Annotated in this window: 15 protein-coding genes and 1 other RNA gene; 5 read left to right on the forward strand and 11 right to left on the reverse strand. The window is 42.9% G+C overall.

What is annotated here, in order from left to right:
- Positions 1-2: 2 nt before the first annotated feature.
- The 9 genes from I3257_RS00475 to ffs all read right to left on the reverse strand — a co-directional run bounded on the left by I3257_RS00475 (position 3) and on the right by ffs (position 11,493).
- A complete protein-coding gene (locus I3257_RS00475) occupies positions 3-1,034 on the reverse strand; it encodes an ABC transporter permease (protein WP_201501610.1) in 1,032 nt (343 codons plus the stop codon).
- Positions 1,035-1,084: 50 nt separating this feature from the next.
- The gene (gene yejB / locus I3257_RS00480) at positions 1,085-2,152 is read right to left on the reverse strand and encodes a microcin C ABC transporter permease YejB (protein WP_201501202.1); all 1,068 of its coding nucleotides are present in this window, start codon (positions 2,150-2,152) and stop codon (positions 1,085-1,087) included.
- A 90-nt stretch (positions 2,153-2,242) separates the two neighbouring features.
- Positions 2,243-3,022 carry a hydroxyacylglutathione hydrolase gene (gene gloB / locus I3257_RS00485; protein WP_238048473.1) on the reverse strand — a complete coding sequence of 260 codons (780 nt, stop codon included), beginning with the start codon at positions 3,020-3,022 and terminating at the stop codon, positions 2,243-2,245.
- Positions 3,023-3,127: 105 nt separating this feature from the next.
- The gene (locus tag I3257_RS00490; protein ID WP_238048474.1) at positions 3,128-4,960 is read right to left on the reverse strand and encodes an extracellular solute-binding protein; all 1,833 of its coding nucleotides are present in this window, start codon (positions 4,958-4,960) and stop codon (positions 3,128-3,130) included.
- A 249-nt stretch (positions 4,961-5,209) separates the two neighbouring features.
- Entirely contained in the window at positions 5,210-6,319 is a 1,110-nt protein-coding gene (gene serC / locus I3257_RS00495; RefSeq protein WP_238048475.1) for a 3-phosphoserine/phosphohydroxythreonine transaminase, read from the reverse strand.
- Positions 6,320-6,426: 107 nt separating this feature from the next.
- Complete coding sequence (locus I3257_RS00500) at positions 6,427-7,332, reverse strand: hypothetical protein (protein ID WP_238048476.1); 906 nt, start codon at positions 7,330-7,332, stop codon at positions 6,427-6,429.
- Positions 7,333-7,467: 135 nt separating this feature from the next.
- Positions 7,468-10,545, reverse strand: a complete 3,078-nt coding sequence (locus I3257_RS00505) for a M48 family metalloprotease (protein WP_238048477.1) — start codon at positions 10,543-10,545, stop codon at positions 7,468-7,470.
- A gap of 58 nt (positions 10,546-10,603) precedes the next feature.
- Positions 10,604-11,200: a LemA family protein gene (locus I3257_RS00510; protein WP_083475715.1), complete on the reverse strand. Its 597-nt coding sequence runs from the start codon at positions 11,198-11,200 to the stop codon at positions 10,604-10,606.
- A 196-nt stretch (positions 11,201-11,396) separates the two neighbouring features.
- Positions 11,397-11,493, reverse strand: an RNA gene (gene ffs / locus I3257_RS00515) — signal recognition particle sRNA small type.
- Between the two features lie 264 nt (positions 11,494-11,757).
- On the opposite strand from ffs, the gene I3257_RS00520 reads away from it, so the two are divergent.
- On the forward strand, positions 11,758-12,474 hold the full coding sequence (locus I3257_RS00520; protein WP_238048478.1) for an SIMPL domain-containing protein: 717 nt from the start codon (positions 11,758-11,760) through the stop codon (positions 12,472-12,474).
- Between the two features lie 160 nt (positions 12,475-12,634).
- Here I3257_RS00520 and I3257_RS00525 read toward each other — a convergent pair whose 3' ends face one another.
- Both I3257_RS00525 and glnA read right to left on the reverse strand, forming a co-directional pair.
- On the reverse strand, positions 12,635-13,432 hold the full coding sequence (locus I3257_RS00525) for a DUF4124 domain-containing protein (RefSeq protein WP_238048479.1): 798 nt from the start codon (positions 13,430-13,432) through the stop codon (positions 12,635-12,637).
- Positions 13,433-13,624: 192 nt separating this feature from the next.
- Positions 13,625-15,034 carry a type I glutamate--ammonia ligase gene (gene glnA / locus I3257_RS00530; RefSeq protein ID WP_055124883.1) on the reverse strand — a complete coding sequence of 470 codons (1,410 nt, stop codon included), beginning with the start codon at positions 15,032-15,034 and terminating at the stop codon, positions 13,625-13,627.
- 706 nt (positions 15,035-15,740) lie between these two features.
- Here glnA and I3257_RS00535 point away from each other — a divergent pair.
- The 4 genes from I3257_RS00535 to I3257_RS00550 all read left to right on the forward strand — a co-directional run bounded on the left by I3257_RS00535 (position 15,741) and on the right by I3257_RS00550 (position 19,343).
- Positions 15,741-16,364 (forward strand): aminodeoxychorismate/anthranilate synthase component II, encoded by a 624-nt coding sequence (locus tag I3257_RS00535; RefSeq protein WP_087815751.1) that lies wholly within the window; start codon positions 15,741-15,743, stop codon positions 16,362-16,364.
- A 108-nt stretch (positions 16,365-16,472) separates the two neighbouring features.
- Positions 16,473-17,594 carry an anthranilate phosphoribosyltransferase gene (trpD, locus tag I3257_RS00540; RefSeq protein ID WP_238048480.1) on the forward strand — a complete coding sequence of 374 codons (1,122 nt, stop codon included), beginning with the start codon at positions 16,473-16,475 and terminating at the stop codon, positions 17,592-17,594.
- Positions 17,595-17,664: 70 nt separating this feature from the next.
- On the forward strand, positions 17,665-18,543 hold the full coding sequence (gene trpC / locus I3257_RS00545) for an indole-3-glycerol phosphate synthase TrpC (RefSeq protein ID WP_238048481.1): 879 nt from the start codon (positions 17,665-17,667) through the stop codon (positions 18,541-18,543).
- Positions 18,544-18,611: 68 nt separating this feature from the next.
- Positions 18,612-19,343, forward strand: a complete 732-nt coding sequence (locus I3257_RS00550; RefSeq protein WP_055124887.1) for a Smr/MutS family protein — start codon at positions 18,612-18,614, stop codon at positions 19,341-19,343.
- Positions 19,344-19,401: the final 58 nt, after the last annotated feature.

A 19,401-nucleotide genomic window follows, 5' to 3' on the forward strand; every position in this document is an offset into this window, starting at 1 on the left:
TCTTAAGAGCGCCTCGGATCAAACGCATCACGCAGCGCTTCGCCAACGAATATTAGCAGTGATAAGATAAAGGTCAAACTAAAAAACCCAGATAGCGCAAGCCATGGTGCATCGAGATTATTTTTCCCTTGTACCATCAGCTCGCCGAGAGACGGTGACCCAGGCGGCAAGCCATAACCTAAAAAATCTAGTGCGGTTAAAGCGATAATATTAGCGGTCAATATAAATGGCAGCTGTGACAAGCTTGATGCTAAGGCATTGGGCAAAATATGTCTGAGCATGATTTGACTGTCCGATACCCCAAGATTACGCGCCGCACGGACATAATCAAAGTTACGCGCGCGCAAAAACTCCGCCCGTACCAAACCGACCAATCCCATCCAACCAAATAATAACATCATTGCAAATAGCATAAAGATACTGGGGCTGAATAAACTGACCAAAATAATAATCATAAACAGCTGCGGCATACCGCCCCATACTTCCATGAAGCGCTGCCCTGCCAAATCTATCCAACCACCGTAATAACCTTGTATTGCACCGACGATAATACCAATCACTGCCCCAGCAAGTGTTAATGCTAAACCGAACAATAATGACACCCGCATGCCATAAAGTATCCGTGCCAACACATCGCGGCCTAAGTCATCAGTACCAAGCCAGTTCTGGCTATTGGGCGCTGCTGGATATGGAATACCCAGCTCAACGTTTGGTGTCTGATCAGCAAATGGAATGGGCGGCATAATGTAAAAACCCTGCTCATCAATCAGCGCCTGTACCGCAGGGTCTTTATAATTGGCTTCAGTCTCAAACACCCCACCAAAAGCCGTTTCAGGATAGGCTTTTAGGACAGGAAAGTAATAATCGCCTTGATACTGCACCAGTAGCGGCTTGTCATTGGCAATCACATTGGCTGCCATACAAATGACGAATATCAGCGCAAAAATGAATAATGATACGACGCCAAGACGATTTTGACGAAAGCGATTAAGTCGCGCCTGCCAGATAGGATTTAGGCGACGTTTTTTTGGCATAGAGACAGGAGATGCAGATGAAGGCGTTGAAGGTAACGGATAACTTGACATTAGCGCCCCTCAAAATCGATACGAGGATCAATTAAGTGATAACTTAAATCACTGATTAACTGTAATAATAGTCCGAGTAAAGTAAAGATAAATAGCGTACCGAATATCACAGGATAATCGCGCTGTTGAATGGCTTCGAAGCCTAAGAGACCCAAACCATCAAGTTTAAAAATAATCTCGATTAAGAAGTTTCCGGCAAAGAAAATGCCAACGATAGCCGCTGGAATACCTGCAATAATAATCAGCATGGCATTACGAAACACATGCCCGTAAAGGACCTGACGCTCACCCAGCCCTTTAGCACGAGCAGTAAGTACATATTGCTTACCCAGCTCTTCTAAAAAGCTAAACTTGGTCAGATAGGTCAAACCCGCAAAACCGCCAATCGTACTTGCCAGCAGTGGTAGCGCCAAATGCCAAAAGTAATCTTTGATTTTACCCAGCGCGCTTAATTGATCGAAGTTCTCAGAGGTCAAGCCTTGCAGTGGAAAGATATTCCAGTAGCTACCACCTGCAAAAAACACCAGTAATATAACGGCAAATACGAAAACGGGTATTGCATGCCCGATAGCAAGCAGCATAGCAGTGAATTTATCCATCTCCGAGCCATGATGCATGGCTTTATAGATACCTAGTGGAATCGCTATCATATAAATCAGCAACGTGCTCCAGAGCCCAAGCGAGATAGAAACGGGTAATTTCTCGATAATCAAATCCGTTACCGACTGTCCTTTAAAAAAAGACTCGCCAAAATCTAGCTGAGCGTAATTCTTTAACATGAGCCAAAAGCGCTCAGGTGCCGATTTATCAAAGCCGTATTGGGCATTAATCGCTGCAACCATTTCCTCAGATAAGCCACGCGTACCTTGATAGGTACTGTTATTTCCCGCACTACCCGCGCCAATATTACCGCCAAGCGCATTGTCTTTTGCCCCTTGCTCGATAAGCGCCAGCTGCTGCTCGACAGGACCACCAGGCGCTGCTTGTACAATGACAAAATTCGCCAACAATATCAAAAAAAGCGTCGGTAATATCAGCAGTAACCTTTTCAAGATATAACGACCCATAACGACGGCTTCCTAAGATAATAAATATGACGACAGAAAGAATACGCAGCTAATAACTATAAAAACGTCAGTCGAAGCGCCCGTCATGGTTTAAAAGTTATTTTTAAGCTCACGTAACGCAGCAAATACAGCCAAAGATTTATCATCATCGATAGTTGCTTTAGACTTCACCCCTGCTATCACACTCGGCTCTTGCGTCCGTAAAAACACATTGACTGCGCGCTCATGTTCTAGAGTGACTGGCAACGTCGGAATACCTTGGGTGGTTTTTTCTTCTGCTTGAATCAGTGCTTGCTGCATTGCTTCATTAGTAGGTTCAATAGATAGTCCAAAGCGCAGATTACTGGCAGTGTATTCATGCGCAGGATATAGCAGCGTGTCAGCTGGCAAACCATTTAAACGCTTAAAGCTGTTGTGTAATTGCTCAATCGTGCCGGTAAAGACCCGTCCGCATCCAGCACTAAATAAAGTATCTCCACAAAAGCAATGTTTAAGCCCGTCAATATCCAAAATATAAGCTACATGGCTTGCGGTATGACCGGACACATCCCATACTTGCGCAGCGCAGCCCCAAGCACTGACGGTACTGCCATCTTTGATGGTTTGATCTTCATCGACATTATGCTCAGTATGCGCAACCAGATGCGTCATCGGATAAGACTCTTGCAGTTCTGCGACACCGCCGATATGGTCATGATGATGATGAGTCGTCCAGATAGACGTCAGCTCTAATTTATTTTCTTCCAAATAACTCATGACAGGCTCAGCTTGACCAGGATCAATAACGATCGCCTGTTTATTATTTTCATTAATCAATGTCCAAATATAATTATCATTGAACGCTTTGATTGGGTGAATGCGGATGGTCATATTAAATCCTTACCAGTAGTTATCTTTATTGCTGATGTCTTTTATTGATTTTTTTAAACGAAATAAAATTTTAAGATGAAGCGTTATTTCCCTTATTGTTCTAAATTATTGCTTCAAGTATTGGTTAACACGTGCTTCTGCTTCTTTATCCGTCCACCAGTAGTCAATACCGATGGCATTAGAGGGCAGTTTTTCAGTATGACGATATTGATCCCAATAGGCGACATTGGTCGCTGATTTGCCGTATAAAGGCACTAAATAATGACCAGCACGTAGTAGACGATCGAGCACCTGAGTATATAATACAGTATCGTCGCGAGTTTTAGCATTGCCAAGCTGCTCTATCACCGCGTCAATCTCTGGGTTTTTGATGCCGATAGTATTTCTATTACCCGATTGATCGGCCGCTGAGCTACCCCAAAAACCAACTTGTTCCGCACCAGGTGATAAACTCTGAGCAAATTTATCAACTATCATGTCGTAGTCAAAACGGCGTACCCGCTCATAATATTGTGGTCCGTCGACTTGACGTAACGTGGCATCAAATCCTAAGCGCTTTAAATTTCGAATATATGGCAGCAGCACCCGACCCATGGTATCGCCTGTCATCAATATCTCAATCTGAGCAAGTTGTCCATTGGGCTGATATAGCTTCATATCGTTATAATAAAATCCAGCATCTAGCAACAGCTGCCGCGCTTCTAGTAACTCTTTACGGTTAAAGCCACTACCGTCACTGGTCGGCAATTGCCACTCCATTAATACGGCTTGACGTTGCAGCGGTTCAAGCTTAGATAATAAAGGCGTAAGCACCTGCATCTCTTCAGCAGATGGCATCCCTGTTGCAGCAAGCTCGGAGCCATGAAAGAAACTTTGCAAACGTTCATACTGCCCATGAAACAAGGTCTTATTCATCCACTCAAAGTCATAAGCCTTGCTCAGTGCTTGGCGAACGCGAATATCTTGAAAGATGGGACGTCGCATATTCATGACCAGACCTTGCATTGGTACTGGGTTTTCGCTGCTTATGGTTTCTTTATTGATAAGACCTGCCTTGACTGCAGGAAAGTTATAACCCGTTGCCCAGTTCGACGCTTTATTCTCAGGGCGAAAACGATATTGACCAGACTTAAAACCTTCAAAGGCAATCTCATCGCTTTGATAATAAACAAACTTAATCATATCAAAGTTATAACGACCGCGATTGACCATCAAATCACGACCCCAATAATTGGGATCACGTACATAGCTGACCGAGCGCCCTGCATCGACACGTCCTAACTTATAAGGTCCACTGCCCATCAATGGCGTCAACGTTATTTTTTCAAAATCCGTATCGATAGAGGACTTAGCAAAAATAGGAAACTGTCCGACGGTTAATAAAATCTCTTTATTGTCATCAGAGTTAAAGATGAATTTTACTTGTTGCTTATTAATAATTTCAATATTTTTAATATCACCCAAATAGCTGCGAATATACATCGGACCTTTATTTAACAGTGCATCATAAGTCGCTTTGACGTCACTGCTGGTGACCGGCTTGCCATCCCAAAAGCGCGCAGCAGGATTAATATGGTAAATAATCCAACTAGTATCGTCGGGATCATAAGTTACTTTGGTTGCCAGCTGCGGATACATGGTAAAGGCTTCATTTAATGAGCCAGTCATCAAGGTGTCATAGAGATAATCGGTGCCAACCATCGCCACACCTGTGGTCATCCATTTATTGGCCGCGTTAAAAGTACCACGCGCCTCAAGTGATAATGTACCGCCTGTCGGTGCCTTTGGGTTGGCATAAGGCATAAAGGGCACGTCAATATACTCAGTGGTACTATTATGACCAAGCGCAGTAGTAGTGATTGGCACCGCGATACTGGCAGGTATCCAGCTTACAGTCATGGCAAGTAAGACGGCTTTTAGCATGGTATTTTTTATCATAATAAAGTTATAACAAACCCTTGTGCGAGCCCAATGAATATGATGAAATTTTACTTAAGTGCTACCATATAATTAAAAAGAGTGAGTGCTGCAGAATTTTATCATAACAAACTTAGGTTTTTTAACCTAATGATTTGCAGCGTTAGAGTTGCTACATGATGCATCATTTATCTTAAAAGAATACTAACGCGTATAAAAAAAGACGCAACTTTTATAAGCTGCGTCTTTTGTTTTAAAATCCATGCTAATTTATGCGTGTTTTTTCTCAAACGCAATCATAAAGTCAACCAACTGCTGCACCCAATCTAATGACACTGCATTGTAAATGCTGGCACGCATACCGCCCACATCGCGGTGACCTTTTAGATTCATCAAGCCTGCCGCTTCCGACTCTTCTAAGAATACTTTATCAAGGCTGCTGTCGGCTAAGGTAAAAGGCACATTCATGATAGAGCGATATTTGGGATCAACTGGATTGCTATAAAAGCTGCTACCATCAATCGTTTTATAGAGTAAATCAGCTTTTTGTTGGTTGATTTTGCCAATAGCAGCAACGCCGCCCTGCTCCTCTAACCAATCAAACACTAGTCCTGCTAAATACCAAGAATACGTCGCTGGTGTGTTTGACATGGATTCTTTTTCAGCTTGGTGCTCATAGTTCATCAGCAGTGGGCACCATTCACTCGCTTGACCCAATAGGTCTTCACGGATAATCACGATAATCAGACCTGCTGGCCCGATATTTTTTTGCGCACCTGCGTAAATCATGCCAAATTTAGAGACATCAATGGGCTGTGACAAAATACAAGAAGACATATCGACGACAATTGGTGCATCGACTTGTGGCGGCTCAAATATTTGCAAACCATGAATGGTTTCGTTAGCGCAGTAATGGAAATAGGCGGCATCTTCGCTCAGGTTCCATTCGCTTTGGGCTGGTACGTCAGTAAAGCTACTGTCTTTACCCGTTGCGACCTGATTCACTTCACCAAGACCAAGCTTTTCATAGCGCTGTGCTTCTTTGACCGCTTTACCAGACCATGCACCCGTCGTTAGATAGTCTGCGCGCCCACTATTTAGCAAGTTTAATGGAATCGCTGAAAACTGTAAGCTAGCGCCACCTTGTAAAAACAGCACTTTATAGTTATCTGGAATCTCCATCAACGAGCGCAATTTGGCTTCGGCTTTTTCGGTAATCGCGATGTATTCTTTACTACGGTGACTCACTTCCATGACCGACATGCCGCGTCCCTGCCAATCAAGCAACTCTTCTTGAGCGCGTGATAATACGGCCGTTGGTATAGTAGCAGGTCCCGCTGAAAAATTGGGTACGCGGTTAGGAGCGGCTTTAGTGGTCATAATCAATATCCTAAATATGATGAAGTCATCGTGGTTATTAAAGGTTGAATGTTGAAGGTGAATTTTATCGTTATTTTTTAATCTCTATCATAGTAAGTGGTAAGCCTTTAACTGTGACTCGATAACTGCTCCCAAAGCTGACGTTTAAGGCTACTATCAGCAAGCATCTCATCGAGTGTGGGCACAGTAGTCACGCTAGGATGTTCAAGACCGTCAGGCAACACTGTCAATGCGGCAATTTTTATCTCTTCGCTGCGACCAATTTTAAAGACATATCCAGCAAGGCTGGCATTAGCAAGCTCAGCCGTATCCATACCTTCACAAATAGGGAACGATGTCGTCTCACAACTGATGGATAAGGCTTGGGTGATATTTTGCCACAGTTTTTGGCTGTCATGATTAAGTGCTTGGATGTCCACCAAAATCACACAATCGCCATAGCGACCACCTTGTAAATCAAAGGGTGCTACCTTTGTAAAGCTTTCCTCTTGAAAGCCCTCTTCTTTAAAACTGCCATTTCCAAAGCTCGAAGCGTCATTTATATCAGCAATAGAAGTTTGCTGAACGACAGTATTTACAAGGGAAGTAACGGCGGGCTTAGAGATGTCAGGAGTAGTCGAGTCAAAACTATAAGTAACAGGGCTTTGCTGGTCAGAATGGTGTAAACCTATCTCATTAGCATCATCATAATAGTGATTAGTAGACTCATCATCCACTATACCTGATAGCGAATCAGCAGATGCTGAATGCGACATCCTAACGCTTACATTATCACCATTGGGAGATTCAATAGTTGGCTGTTCAGTGATCGCAGCAGCAGCAAAAGTAGAGGCCGTGCTGGTATTAACGATAGTCGAGTGAGTGGTAGCCGGATCAGGCAGAGTAGGCGCAGAAATATCTGCGATATTTATGGTCTCAGAGCTTGGCTGCACCCACTGAGTGATACCCATCATCGCTAAAATCTGGCGCTGCTGCATACGATGCTGCAATAGCGGGTCTTGGATATCACTCATGCTTATTTACTATCCTACTTATCTAAAATGAATTTACAAGCTTTTACTATCAAAAGAAATGCTATTAAGAAAAGGTCAAGAACATATCGTTTCTTGCCAGCAAAACAATTACTTAAGTACCATCAACTAAATTGCTCAAAAAAGCTGCCGAACGCCTAACCAATGATTGGCTAACATGGACAAGCAATCATACTCATCTTGACTGACTATCGTATCGTGTAACATCACCGTATGCAATGTGCTCAGCCATTGCCGGTAAGTATGATAAGCATAAGAATGACTGTCATTGCCTGCGTTGACGTCTTGTCTATGAGTATTATAATCTATTTGATCGCCGCCCTGTTGCCTCTGTCTATAATTATCATTACGTTTGGCTTCTGATGCAGGCGACTGACTGGCAGGCGCTATAAAAATAGGCACCGTTTCTATCACTGCCAATAATTGGATACTATTTATATTTTGCACAGTCAATAGTAGCCATTGCAAATTTGCGTCACTAACGGCGGCTAAGTCAATATCAATCAAACGTGCATGACGCCGCAAATCCACGATATAGTGAGCAACACTGTCATTATTATAGCCGAGTGCTAAAATAGGTGCTGAAACGTGTACTGAGTTATCTAGTGCTGATACGACTTGACCCTTGACATCTTTTGATAGGCGATAAGCCAATAAAACAAGCATGGTTCTCGCTGCAACATCGAGACCATCAAACACCTGTCCTGAAGGGTCAAACTGGTCATAAATATCATCTCTACCCGCTTGCAATGCTTGCAATGCTTGCTGCCATAACCATAATAGCTGAGGCTGAGCATGCACGTGTGTCTCGTTTAATACAGTAGACAATATCGGTAATAGTTGCTGCAACTGTAGCGCTTGCCATAATGATAAAATCGATGGCAACCGAGAGTCGATTTTTCCTGAGTGCGTTGATACTGGCTTAGTTTTATCCATAGCACCATCTTCACTGGCTATGTTATCAGTCAAATGTTGACTTAAATCTGCCGTTAGATAGTGTTCAAATAGCTCAATGATACCCTGTTGATAGCGCATCAGCATTGTACGACACTTTTTTTGCTGCACATAATGTTGATGATCTTGATTGCTATGACTCGCTTCATATCTGAAGTGTAATTCATTGATAGCAGTTTCTGACAGGTCATGCTGACTCAGTTGCTTTATTGCCAATGCAATCAATGCGTTGTCTAAACGCCTATCAAGATGTGCCACTGCCGCTAATAATTTATGATCTATCGTATGCGCTAAAAATTGGGGGTGGCTGCTAATATTAGCGCTAGCGTTATTATCGATTTCAGCAGCAGACGTTTTATCGTTAGCAAGTCCAAGCCAGATATCACTCAAGTCATAACTCTCAGTCGTTGATAATATACGACCTTGATGGCACAACATAACTGCTTCAATCAAAGCTTGCGCCCCAAGCGGGTGATAACTGTGATTGAGTATATACTGCGGCAGTGAAACTTTTTGTCTATCGTCGATACCAATCAATGTATCCGATGGCAAATCGCTATCAGGTTTTGCTTGCCATGGCTTGAGCAACTGATGAATACCGGTATTTTGCGCTTGAACCTGTAAACGTCCTGCAACAACGACATCTTTCTCGATAACAAACTCTAGCCCCTTATCTTCGTCCAACTCATTCTTTATTTCATTTGCAGGAAAAGCAGTAATTTCTTTGTCTATAACATCATTGCTGTTATTAGTAAGGCTTTTATTGTTATTGCTTTTATTGTTATCTAACGCTGATTGGGTTTCAAATATTGATGATTGGCTATTTTTTTCTTGTTTATTTTTGCTTAGGCTATTTGCTTTTATGACGCCCCAATCCCCTAATCGCCGCTGCTCATATATCTCTTTTATTTTCTGTTGATTTATGCGCTTTTCTTTAGCTACTTTTACCGCAAAATCATGATAAGCGTGGGCATTAATGGCACTCATTCGCTCAGCCAAGCTAGGATGGGTGGCAAACCAAGAGACGTCACCCAAATCAGCACCACTACTGGCAAAGAAGAAGTGACTAAGGCCATTGATATCGGCGATACTGGTTAAGCGCGAACCAAGCGAATCTTGATGAATGGCTTTCAGTGTTGCCATAATGGCAGGTGAGCGTGTCAGCTGCACACTGGTGGCATCAGCAAGCAATTCACGCTGGCGATTAAAGCTGTGTTTAATCAGTTGCGCACTGGCCATACTCGAAAAACTCAATCCATGTATCAACAACGTCCAAATATTGCGCGGTGCTTGACTATCGAACTTATTATTATTTTGTAGCCATCGTGACTGGCTCTTAGCTGACGACTGCTGGCTTTGTGATTGACTTTGCCAATAGCTTACCCATTCACTATGGGTGGTAAAGCTTGCTGTTTGAGATTCAGTGCTACGCGCATGGCTATCGACGGCTCTTTGTGACAAGAGATTGCGTCGATTGACCGCATCATCAAAATAATTGTGATGGCTATTCTGATGATTGCGTTGATTACCAGCGCCAAAATTATTAATAGAATCACTCCAGTCATAGAGTAATTGCAAGCCTGCCAGCACGACCATGAGCTGTAAGTTAAAAGTGGCATCACCATGCAATATATGACCATATTCATGCCCTATTAGCCCATACAGCCCCTCATCGGACAGCTTATCAAGCGCGCCTTGAGTGACGACCAACACCATATCTTGACTATGACGACCAGCGACAAAGCCGTTAATACCTTGCTCATCAGGCAGTACATAGAGAATCGGCATACGTACACCCGAAGCAATGGCTAGCTGCTGGGCAATCTCGTAGTAACGACGGTAGACAGGCGGGAAGTCTCGCTCATCACGCACGGCGATATGGTGGGCGCTGAAACGAACCTTTGGTATAGGCTCATGCTGATGGGCAACCCCTTGACTATGCTCCCACGCATTTTGGCTGTGGTCGATAAACAGCCGAACCCCGCCCACACGCTGAGCAATAGCGCGACCACCCGCTTCTAAACGTCTGTACTCTAAAAAACTACCGATCACAAAGCTACCGATTGTCCAGATAGCAACCAGTATCAACACCCAATGATAAATGCCACCAGTAAATATCGTTAGTAGCAGCGCCATGATACCCAGCGCTACTGCCAGATGGGCAAAGACAATGAGAAAAAATAGCCCATAGAGCAACAGACTTCGCTGGGTACGGGTGCGCTGTTCACCAAAAAAATCCATCTATATGCCTGACTTAAAAATAGCTAAACGCATCTGAACATATGAATATAATTCAATATCAGCCCATATTGACGACAGGTGCTTGAGCGATCACCTTTCTGTCTTCAAAAACTAGCGGGCTTAACGGACGAAAGCCAAAAGTCGTACTAATAAGATTGTTGGGAAATACCTCGCGGTCATTGTTGTAGAACATCACGCTGTCATTATAGTGCTGACGGGCGAAGCCAATGCGGTTCTCAGTATTGGTCAGCTCATCCATCAACTCTTTAATCATGCTGTCCGCCTTTAGCTCAGGGTAAGCTTCCACAACCGCTGAAAACTGCCCTAACGCTTTAGACAGCATACTCTCAGCTTTGGCAAATAGCGCCATATGCTCAAGCGAGTCTGGCTGATGTGTATTGGAGTCTTGCAAGCTTTGCGCGTGATTACGTGCACTAATCACACGGGTCAGCGTCTCTTCTTCATGCGTCAGATAGCGTTTAGCAGTTTCGACTAAATTTGGAATCAAATCATGACGGCGCTTCAGTTGCACATCTATTTGAGCAAAACCATTTTTCGCTTGGTTGCGAGCGCGTACCAACTTATTAAATATAGATACGCCAAACACAATCACTAGTAGCACGAAGGCAATGAACAACCAAACAAACATCTTCATAAGAAAACCCTAAAGTGTCCAGAATGTTAATAAAAGTTAATACATTGTATTTTAACCCATCTTAATCAATCAAAGGTCAAAATCGGACAAAAAAAGGTCAAAAAAAAGCCCTTTACAATAAAGGGCTTAATAGATCAAATGAGCATTTCTAATTAAATATTAAAATAGTTATCAAATTTTAGACAAAAAAAAGCGACTCCAAAAGCAAATCCTCGGCACACACTGTGACTATTACCGTTGCTACCTTCCGGTCCTGGCGGGGTTCATAGAACAATGTTGCGAGGCTACCAATGGAGCCACCAGTTGCAAATTATACAAGAATTTTTAAATATTACAACCCCTATCGTAAAACTCTTTCTTTTACCTCAAAACGCCCTGTAACTTAGGTGACAAAATTCTCACAGCGAGCCTGTTAAATTTTGCTATTTTAGTTGAGGAAGCTGAGCATACTCGGTATCAACTAATAACTAAAATGGACAGCTTCTCATATAAAGGCGAGTCTTACCTATGTATGGCTAACCTAAATACTATTGATATAACTCACTCAGGAGATCATTGTGAAAACCACTTTACTTAATAAAGCCGCTCTAACGACTGGTACTGCATTTCTACTCACAGCCATGATGGGTAGCGCACATGCAGAACCAACAGGCTACGATCAGCTTACTTTTCAGACAGAAGTAAAAGAAGAAATCCAGAATGATGAAGTACGAGCCAGCTTATATAAAAAAGCGCAGGCAATGGATTCTAAAACTCTAGCGACAACGCTCAACACCTCAATTAATAATGCCATGAAAATTGCTAAGCGCTATCCAACGGTCACCGTAAGCACCGGACAACAGCGCACCTACCCTCGCTATGATAAAAATGACAAAATCATTGGCTGGACAGGACAAGCAAACATCGATTTAAAAAGTACCGACTTTGCAGCCACCAGCCAACTCATCGCTGACCTACAAGAAACGTTGGTGATGGACAATCTGAACTTTGGTGTCTCAGATACCAAAAAGGATGCGCTTGAGCAAAAGCTGATGACCAATGCGTCTCGTGCTTTTCAGCAACAAGCTAAAAACCTAACACGCGCTTGGGATGCTCGTGGCTATCGTGTCGTCAATGTGAATCTAAATACAGGTAGCAACTACCCACGTCCGATGTATAGTGCTATGAGTATGAAAGCAGGCGCAGCAGACGAATCAGTACCTAGCCAAAGTTTTGAATCTGGCAATAGCACTATCTCAGTGACTGCTAATGGTACGATTGAATTGACTAAATAAGCTGTAAATACATAGAATTAATAAATATCCTGATAAACATAAAGGCAAGCGCTGCAATCAGCGCTTGCCTTTATGTTTATACAGAAGAAATTAACTTATAAAGTTACTCTACTTTGTATGGGTTCTTATACTTATCCATGATTGACACATTGCCTACAAGTTAATTTATCACCGGTTGCTCAAGCGTCATAGGTTTGTCTACGATAGGCTTAGTAAATGATTGCATATTCGGTTGTTTGCCCTCTTGACGCATTTTTAACAGTACTTTTTGATACCAAGGTAGATTCTGATAAGCTAAAAGCTGTTGCGCGATTTTCTTATTATTTTGCAATGTTGTATTGTTTTGAATCACATACACCGTACGCTCTACTTGTTTGAGTGTTTGACCTTTCTCATTTTTTAACACGGCTTTTATCTTGTGCGATCCTGGTAAAACATCTACCGTTGCAATCGAGGCGCTAAGACCTTGCGCGACTTCATTACCATCCAAATAAATACTGACACTATCACCTGCTTGTAAGTTCGGCTTCACTTGCACATTGATATCAATGCTTTGTGCTGGACGACGATATGCACGCTCTGCGCTTGGTTCAGTAATAGCAAGCTGATAAGTGACGGCTGGTTTGGCGACAGGGCTATTTTTAGCAGCCGTATTTTGCGTAGTCGTATTAACATTACTAGAAGGAGGTTGACTACTCATGTCATCACTGTTACTTGAGCTGACGCGACTTTCTTTCATCGTGACACCCGTCTGGCTGATTTTTTTACCTGCCTGCTGCTCATAATTTTGCGGGCGGTCGGTAAAGGTGACTTGACCTGTTTTTTCGTCAATAACTTTATAAATAGGCGCAGCATCTGCCAAAGGGGCGTAGAGAGTTGCCATACCAATCATCGTAGCAACAATCAGTACTAACCCTAACTTACTGTTTGAAAAAACCGGTTTTGATAATGAAGTCATAGTCAGTCAACCTAATGAGTACCTAATATTATGAATATCTATTATGCGATACTTTGGGTGTTAAATCAGTAATAATTTCAAAGAGGACAGATCCGTTGATTTAGCAAATTATTATTGAGACGTAAAAAAACCAGCTAAGAATAACTTAGCTGGTTTTTATGACTCAAAATAACTGAGTGCTTTAGCGATTAATTAGCAGCTGTAGTATAAGTCAAACTCAACGGGATGCACGGTTACATTGACACGTTGCACTTCTTCTTCTTTCAAGGCAATGAACGCCTCTAACATGTCTTCAGTGAATACATCACCTTTTAATAAGAACTCATGATCATCACGCAAGGCTTGTAATGCAACTTCTAAGCTCTCCGCAACAGTTGGGATGAGTGCTTCTTCTTCTGGTGGTAAGTCATACAAGTTTTTGTCAGCCGCTTCACCTGGATGTATTTTATTTTGAATACCATCAAGACCTGCCATTAGTAACGCTGCAAACGTTAAGTATGGGTTGGCCGCTGGATCAGGAAAACGTGCTTCAACACGTACCGCTTTTGGGCTGCTAACATGTGGAATACGGATAGACGCTGAGCGGTTAGACGCTGAGTACGCAAGTTTGATAGGCGCTTCATAATGCGGTACTAGGCGCTTATAGCTATTAGTCGATGGGTTGGTAATCGCATTCAACGCACGCGCATGCTTGATAATACCACCGATGAAATACAGTGCAGATTCAGACAAACCAGCATACTCATCACCTGAGAAAGTATTAACACCATCTTTGGAGATTGACATATGCACGTGCATGCCTGAACCATTGTCACCAACGATTGGTTTTGGCATAAAGGTAGCCGTTTTGCCAAACTGATGCGCAACATTATGCACAACATACTTTAGCTGCTGTACTTCATCGGCTTTTTTGACTAACGTATTAAAAGCGACACCAATTTCTGACTGGCAAGGCGCAACTTCATGGTGATGAACTTCGACACAGCCTTCACCGATGATTTCTTCTAAACGCTCACACATAACAGAGCGCATGTCTTGCGAGCTATCGATTGGTGGTACTGGGAAGTAAGCGCCTTTAACACGTGGACGATGTCCCATGTTGCCCCACTCATAGTCATTGTTAGTCGACCATGCCGCTTCTTCGGCCGTGATCTTGTGACTAACGCCAGACATATCAATTGACCATTTCACATCATCAAATATAAAAAACTCAGGCTCAGGACCAAAATAAGCAGTATCACCAATGCCCGTTGACTTTAAGTACTCTTCGGCGCGGCGCGCAATAGAACGTGGGTCACGATCATAACCTTGTAGCGTTGATGGCTCGATAATATCGCAAGTAACAACTACGGTAAGTGAATCAAAGAACGGGTCAAGAAAAGCCGTCTCTGGATCAGGACGCAAGATCATATCTGACGCTTCGATACCTTTCCAACCAGCGATAGATGAGCCATCAAACATCTTGCCATCTTCCATCACTTCTTCGTCAACGCTATGCGCTGGGAAGCTGATATGTTGCTCTTTACCACGTGTATCAGTGAAGCGAAAATCAACCCATTTAGCATTAGAGGATTGGATAAGATCTAGTAGTTTGTTCGACATAAATAGTCTCCGTTGTGTTGATTAGGTTATTGCGATTTGAAATTATAAGTACAATCTGTTGGTTAAAAATCTCTGGTTTGATAACAGTCAGCGCTGCGTTTAGAGCTAAATATCCTGTTTAATATTATGCTTATTCTCAGCACTGTCAATATTATTAGTCAAGATAGTCATCTGAGTTATGCGCTTAATAAGACCCGCCAGTGTTTTGGTTCGATATTATTCTAACAACATATCCCTCATTATGCTGAACTCTTCAGGCACTTGTTAATAATAATTATTGAACCACTTTATCACCAAAGATAATCATAACAGTAATAATGCAAAGGCTATGCCAGTTTTTTATAACCCTGAAAATATAGAGGATAAAAGGATAGTTATTAATAACAATTACAGCAACTTATAATATCTTTGAAACTATTGCAGCCGTAGATTTATCGTCAGTGGTGTCATACAAATTATTTATCCAGAGTCATTAATAACGCATGACTGCACTAAATTAGTGCATATTGAATGTATAAATAAAAAATTATGTACTTTTTTAGTGCGTTTGAGATGTTAACGAATGTCATCCAATAAGCAAAATAGATTGTTATTCACCACTTATTTGGGTCGCCTACACCCTACATTTGATAGTCTACAAAATAGTGGTAAGATAACGGCGTTATATAACCATCTCCATAAGTAGAACCCAATAAGTAGAACGCTAATGATTCTGATGATCGATAATTACGACAGCTTTACATACAATATTGTACAGTACTTCGGTGAATTACAGCAGGACATCACCGTCTGGCGTAACGATCAAACCACTATTGAAAATATTAGAACCCTTGCGCCAGATGCGATCGTCATTGGCCCCGGTCCCTGCGATCCTGATCAGGCTGGTATCTCTCTAGAAGCTATCAAGACTTTTCAGGGCGTGATACCGATACTAGGTATTTGCCTAGGACATCAGGCAATTGGACAGGCATTTGGTGGACAAGTGGTCAAGGCTGGCGAAGTCATGCACGGTCGCTTATCCGCCGTCTATCATACTAACCAAGGTGTCTTTGTAGGCTTGCCTAATCCCGTACAAGTCACGCGCTATCATTCGCTTGTCATTGATAAAACCAGCCTGCCCGATTGTCTTGAGCTGACTGCATGGACACAAAACAGTGATGGCAGTATTGAAGAAATCATGGGTATCCGTCATAAAACGTTTGCGATAGAAGGGGTACAATTCCATCCTGAGTCTATCTTAAGCGAAGCAGGCTATCAGCTGCTCAACAATTTTTTGCAAACGCATCATTTGTCATCACTAATCTCAGATGAACTACCACAAGTCGGCTAACAGTTTATTAAAGCATGTCCTAAAAAAGCCGTTAATAACAAAATTAAAATAAAACCTATTCTATTGATAATTTAAAATTAACGTATAAAAATATTAAGAGAGATCATAATGAGTACAACAAAAACAAATAAAAACCCTACCCCAACTAACATTGCTCAACTGTCTGATGAAGAGACACATACGCTGCTGACGACGGCTTTGGGGCGAATTTTTCAGCACATTGACTTAACCTTTGATGAGATGTATCAGGTGATGCTGATTATCATGCAAGGCAGATGTAGCGACGCCATGATGGGGGCTATTTTGACTGGTCTACGTATGAAAGGTGAGTCCATCGATGAGATTACTGCCTCTGCCAGTGCGATGCGTGCGTTAGCAGCCAATATCGAACCACGGGACTGTGATTACTTAGTCGATATCGTCGGAACTGGCGGTGATGGTGCCAATTTATTTAATGTTTCTACTGCATCAGCATTGGTTGCCGCCGCCGCTGGTGCGCAAGTGGCCAAACATGGTAACCGCGGCGTCTCTACCAACTCTGGCAGCTCAGACTTGCTTGAGCAAGCAGGTATCAGTCTGGCGCTTACCCCTGAGCAATCTAAAGAATGTATCGAAAACCAAGGTATCGGCTTTTTGTTTGCGCCCAATCATCACAGTGCGATGCGTTATGCCAATCCAGTACGCCGCGAGCTCAAAGCGCGTACCATCTTTAATATTTTAGGGCCATTAACCAACCCTGCTGGCACACCCAATCTGGTAATCGGTGTCTTTACCGCTCAGCTGTGCGAGCCTATCGCTAAAGTCATGAAGAACTTAGGCGCACGTCATGTCATGGTTGTGGGCGCAAAAGACGGTTTGGATGAAATCAGTCTCGCTACCTCAACCACTGTCGCTGAATTAAAAGACGGTGAGATATCTGTTTATGAGATGATGCCAGAAGATGCAGGTATTGAGTCACAAACCCTTATCGGTCTCGATGTAGATTCTCCAGCGCAAAGTCTTGAGCTGATTCGCGCGGCTCTATCAGGAGAAAACTCTCAAGACCGTGCTGTACTTAAAGCACGTGATATGATTGCACTAAATGCAGGGGCGGCCATATATACCGCAGGACTTGCCAGCAACTATGCTAATGGTGTGAGCCGGGCACAAAAAGTCATTCAGAATGGTGATGCTCTACTCAAGCTTGAGTCTCTCGCCACATACACGCAGCAACTGGTGACTCCTGCTTAACGGCTAAGCACCATTACTGCGCACTCTAGCTATTTTGTCTATTTACATTTAACGATATTCGGATACCAGCATGACTCATACAGAAACCAAGACAGATGTTCCTTCCGTATTGCAACGCATTGTCGCCACTAAAGTGGAAGAAATAAATGCCGCACGCGAGGCATTATCTCTTGAAGATTTACAAGCGCAAGTCGCGGCGGATAACAAACCACGTCGTGGCTTCGCGGCGGCGCTGCGAGCGGCTAGCACTAAAGAGCATGGTATTGGTATCATCGCTGAGATTAAAAAAGCCTCTCCTTCTAAGGGCGTTATCAATCACAACTTCGCGCCTGCCCTATTTGCCAAGCAGTACGAGCAAGCGGGCGCCAGCTGTCTGTCTGTATTGACTGATCGCGATTATTTCCAAGGTGATGATAGCTATCTTATTCAAGCAGCTAATGCGGTAAGCCTACCGATACTGCGTAAAGATTTTATGATAGATGTGTACCAGATCTATCAATCTTATCTGATGGGAGCTGACTGTATTTTACTCATTATGGCCTGCCTTGACGACACCCAAGTACAAGAGCTGCATGCGCTAAGTATCGAATTGGGTATGGATGTATTGATAGAAGTCCATACTAAAGCCGAACTTGAACGTGCACTACAGCTACCGCGCTCAGCGCATAATATTTACGGTATTAATAATCGTGATTTGAATACTTTCGATGTCGACTTACAAACCACGCTAGATCTAAAAAATATTTTAATCGACGCACTGGCGGCTGATATGGACAGCACGCTTAAACCGCTTATCGTCACCGAAAGTGGCATTCATAATAGCTCTGATATTCATTTGATGTTGAAGCACAATATTCAGCACTTTTTAATCGGTGAACAGTTCATGAAGACTGATCATCCTGGACAAGCGTTACAATCCTTACTTGCGGGCGTCGCAGCAGACGGGTAAAGTGGCTTAAGTCTACTAAACAGTTTAAATCAATCCATCATTCATCAACCAACGATACGTTAAATTCTATGTCAAACTCTCTATTTTCAAAAGAAATGCAAGACCAGCTCAAAGAGCTAAAAGGCCAACTTAGCAAAGGTCGTGATACCAATTCGCCTGAAGATGAAAATCAAAAGCCTACTGAGCCTGTATCATTGCCCACGCAAAAGCAAGTAAACAAGACTGTCAAGCAAATGGCTAGCGAGCATATTGACGATGACAAAGTACTGTTTATGCAAGCAATGCATGGCGTAAATCAGCTTGAAGACAAAAACGTACGCTCACCTGCCAATGCGAGCAAAGCGGGCAAACCTGATGCGACCACCTTGTCTAAACGTGCTGCCGCGCAAGGTAGTGAAGCGAGTGATTTGGGAGCTGGCTTGTCAGATATGCAAGCACTACTCAACCCTGTCGCTGCTGAAGCCTATTTATCTTACAAACAGCCGACTTTGCAGAATAAAATCTTTGATCAGCTTAAAAAAGGCAAACTACGTTGGTATGACGCCGTAGATATTCATGGTTGTACTATCGAAGAAGCGCGCGTGGCAATGACTCAACTCCTAAGCCAAGCAAAACAGAAAAATGAGACCATGGTAAAAATCGTCCATGGTAAAGGCTCTGAGGCCATTTTAAAAACCTGCGTCAACGGTTGGCTACGTCAATTACCAGAAGTATTGGCATTTTGCTCTGCACCGCCAAAAGATGGTGGTAACGGTGCAGTATTGGTACTGCTCAAAAAATCTAAAGCTGATGGTGAATAGTTTTTAGGGTTAGTATGAAGAATCAAAAGGACTGCTTATTGGCAGTCCTTTTTGTTAT

The sequence above is a fragment of the Psychrobacter sp. Ps7 genome, from assembly GCF_022129225.1.
GTDB lineage: Bacteria > Pseudomonadota > Gammaproteobacteria > Pseudomonadales > Moraxellaceae > Psychrobacter > Psychrobacter immobilis_A.

Bases quoted from the DNA above. Each gene is read 5' to 3' on its own strand.
- I3257_RS00475 (WP_201501610.1), bottom strand. From the start codon at position 1,034: ATGCCAAAAAAACGTCGCCTAAATCCTATCTGGCAGGCGCGACTTAAT.
- gloB (WP_238048473.1), bottom strand. From the start codon at position 3,022: ATGACCATCCGCATTCACCCAATCAAAGCGTTCAATGATAATTATATT.
- I3257_RS00490 (WP_238048474.1), bottom strand. From the start codon at position 4,960: ATGATAAAAAATACCATGCTAAAAGCCGTCTTACTTGCCATGACTGTA.
- glnA (WP_055124883.1), bottom strand. From the start codon at position 15,034: ATGTCGAACAAACTACTAGATCTTATCCAATCCTCTAATGCTAAATGG.
- yejB (WP_201501202.1), bottom strand. From the start codon at position 2,152: ATGGGTCGTTATATCTTGAAAAGGTTACTGCTGATATTACCGACGCTT.
- I3257_RS00525 (WP_238048479.1), bottom strand. From the start codon at position 13,432: ATGACTTCATTATCAAAACCGGTTTTTTCAAACAGTAAGTTAGGGTTA.
- I3257_RS00510 (WP_083475715.1), bottom strand. From the start codon at position 11,200: ATGAAGATGTTTGTTTGGTTGTTCATTGCCTTCGTGCTACTAGTGATT.
- I3257_RS00505 (WP_238048477.1), bottom strand. From the start codon at position 10,545: ATGGATTTTTTTGGTGAACAGCGCACCCGTACCCAGCGAAGTCTGTTG.
- I3257_RS00550 (WP_055124887.1), top strand. From the start codon at position 18,612: ATGTCAAACTCTCTATTTTCAAAAGAAATGCAAGACCAGCTCAAAGAG.
- serC (WP_238048475.1), bottom strand. From the start codon at position 6,319: ATGACCACTAAAGCCGCTCCTAACCGCGTACCCAATTTTTCAGCGGGA.
- I3257_RS00535 (WP_087815751.1), top strand. From the start codon at position 15,741: ATGATTCTGATGATCGATAATTACGACAGCTTTACATACAATATTGTA.
- trpD (WP_238048480.1), top strand. From the start codon at position 16,473: ATGAGTACAACAAAAACAAATAAAAACCCTACCCCAACTAACATTGCT.
- trpC (WP_238048481.1), top strand. From the start codon at position 17,665: ATGACTCATACAGAAACCAAGACAGATGTTCCTTCCGTATTGCAACGC.
- I3257_RS00500 (WP_238048476.1), bottom strand. From the start codon at position 7,332: ATGAGTGATATCCAAGACCCGCTATTGCAGCATCGTATGCAGCAGCGC.